Raw genomic sequence first — 1399 nt, 5'->3', positions numbered from 1 at the left:
ATAATTTTGGTGCATATTTAGGCATTTTATTTTTTCAAAAAATGTGTTTTTTAGGGAATATTAGGTGGGTTTTTATTTTATGGATTTATTTGGGAAAACTCATCAATTTGCAAAATTTTATTTTTTCAAGTATAATTTCAACCCTCCCCCTATGTAGCAGCGGTTTCGCAAATTACCGAAGCCGCTGTTGTATATGACACCAAATCTATACATCTAAGGAATAGCAATGAAAAAAGGGATTCATCCAGAATTTGTTGAGTGCCAAGTAAGTTGTGCTTGCGGAAACAGTTTTACAGTTTTGTCTAACAAGCCTGAAATGCGTATTGATATTTGCAATGCATGTCACCCATTCTTTACTGGTTCTGAAAAGATAGTTGACGCTACTGGACGTGTTGAGAAATTTAAAAATAAATATAAACTAGGTAAGTAAACCAACTCTGCTTTGCTTACGCTTCTTCCTACTCCAATTGGCAATATAGAAGATATTACTCTTCGTGCATTGAGAGTTTTGGAAGAGGCTGATGTAATACTGTGTGAAGATACACGTATCACAAAAAAACTTCTACATCTTCTTTCTGAACGTTACGATTTGAAACACAATATAAAAAAATTCATTTCTCTTCATAGTCATAATGAGTTCGAAACTATAAATTCATTTGATAAAAACTTTTTTGATCAAAATGTAGTCTATATGTCTGATGCAGGAATGCCTTGCATTAGTGACCCAGGTGCTCTTTTAGTGCAGTATTGCATTGAAAATGGTATAGAATATACTGTTTTGCCCGGTCCATCAGCTTTTACAACGGCATATGCTGGAAGTGGCTTTTTAGATAAAGAGTTTCTCTTTTTTGGTTTTTTACCTCATAAAGGAAAAGAGAGACAAGAGAAGTTGCAAAAAGTTCTAAATGAAAATTACCCTGTTATTCTTTACGAATCTCCTCATCGTCTTGAAAAACTTCTTGATGAACTTGCCCAAAACATACCAGATAGAGTAATTGTTGCAGCAAAAGAGATAACAAAAAAGTATGAACACTATTTTAAAGGAACAGCTTCTCAATTGAAAGAGCAGATTATTGGAGCATTAATCAAAGGTGAATGGGTAATAATTATTTCACCAAATAAAACTAACAAACAATCGTCTGCTATAACTTTAAAAGATATCGAGTCACTTGACATCCCGCCTAAACAGAAGGCAAAACTCTTAGCAAAAGTTACAGGTAAGAGTGTTAAAGAGTGCTATTTGAAGTTGAGTGCCAAAAGTTAGCTCTTAAGAGTCTCTTTTTATTCTACCTTTTAACTTTTTTCCCCAATAAATCCATACCAAATTAGACAACAAGCCAAATTGCTCTATAATTAGGTATTTACAAACGAAAAAGTTACACCTAAAACTTTCACCCAA

At 33.3% G+C, this 1399-nt stretch carries 2 protein-coding genes; both read left to right on the top strand.

Annotation, left to right across the window (positions count from 1 at the left end; all coding sequences use genetic code 11):
• The first annotated feature begins 226 nt into the window (after window positions 1–226).
• Complete coding sequence (gene rpmE, locus BM227_RS12575; protein ID WP_092914361.1) at window positions 227–430, top strand: 50S ribosomal protein L31; 204 nt, start codon at window positions 227–229, stop codon at window positions 428–430.
• A 12-nt stretch (window positions 431–442) separates the two neighbouring features.
• Window positions 443–1264, top strand: coding sequence for a 16S rRNA (cytidine(1402)-2'-O)-methyltransferase (rsmI, locus tag BM227_RS12570; protein ID WP_092914359.1), 822 nt, complete (start codon window positions 443–445; stop codon window positions 1262–1264).
• Window positions 1265–1399 lie beyond the last annotated feature (135 nt).

Origin of the sequence: Hydrogenimonas thermophila, assembly GCF_900115615.1 — a bacterium.
GTDB classification, from domain to species: Bacteria; Campylobacterota; Campylobacteria; order Campylobacterales; family Hydrogenimonadaceae; genus Hydrogenimonas; species Hydrogenimonas thermophila.
Note: the sequence above shows the minus strand (reverse complement) of the source record. Positions and strands in the feature narration are given on the sequence as shown.

Bases quoted from the DNA above. Each gene is read 5' to 3' on its own strand.
- rpmE (WP_092914361.1), top strand. From the start codon at position 227: ATGAAAAAAGGGATTCATCCAGAATTTGTTGAGTGCCAAGTAAGTTGT.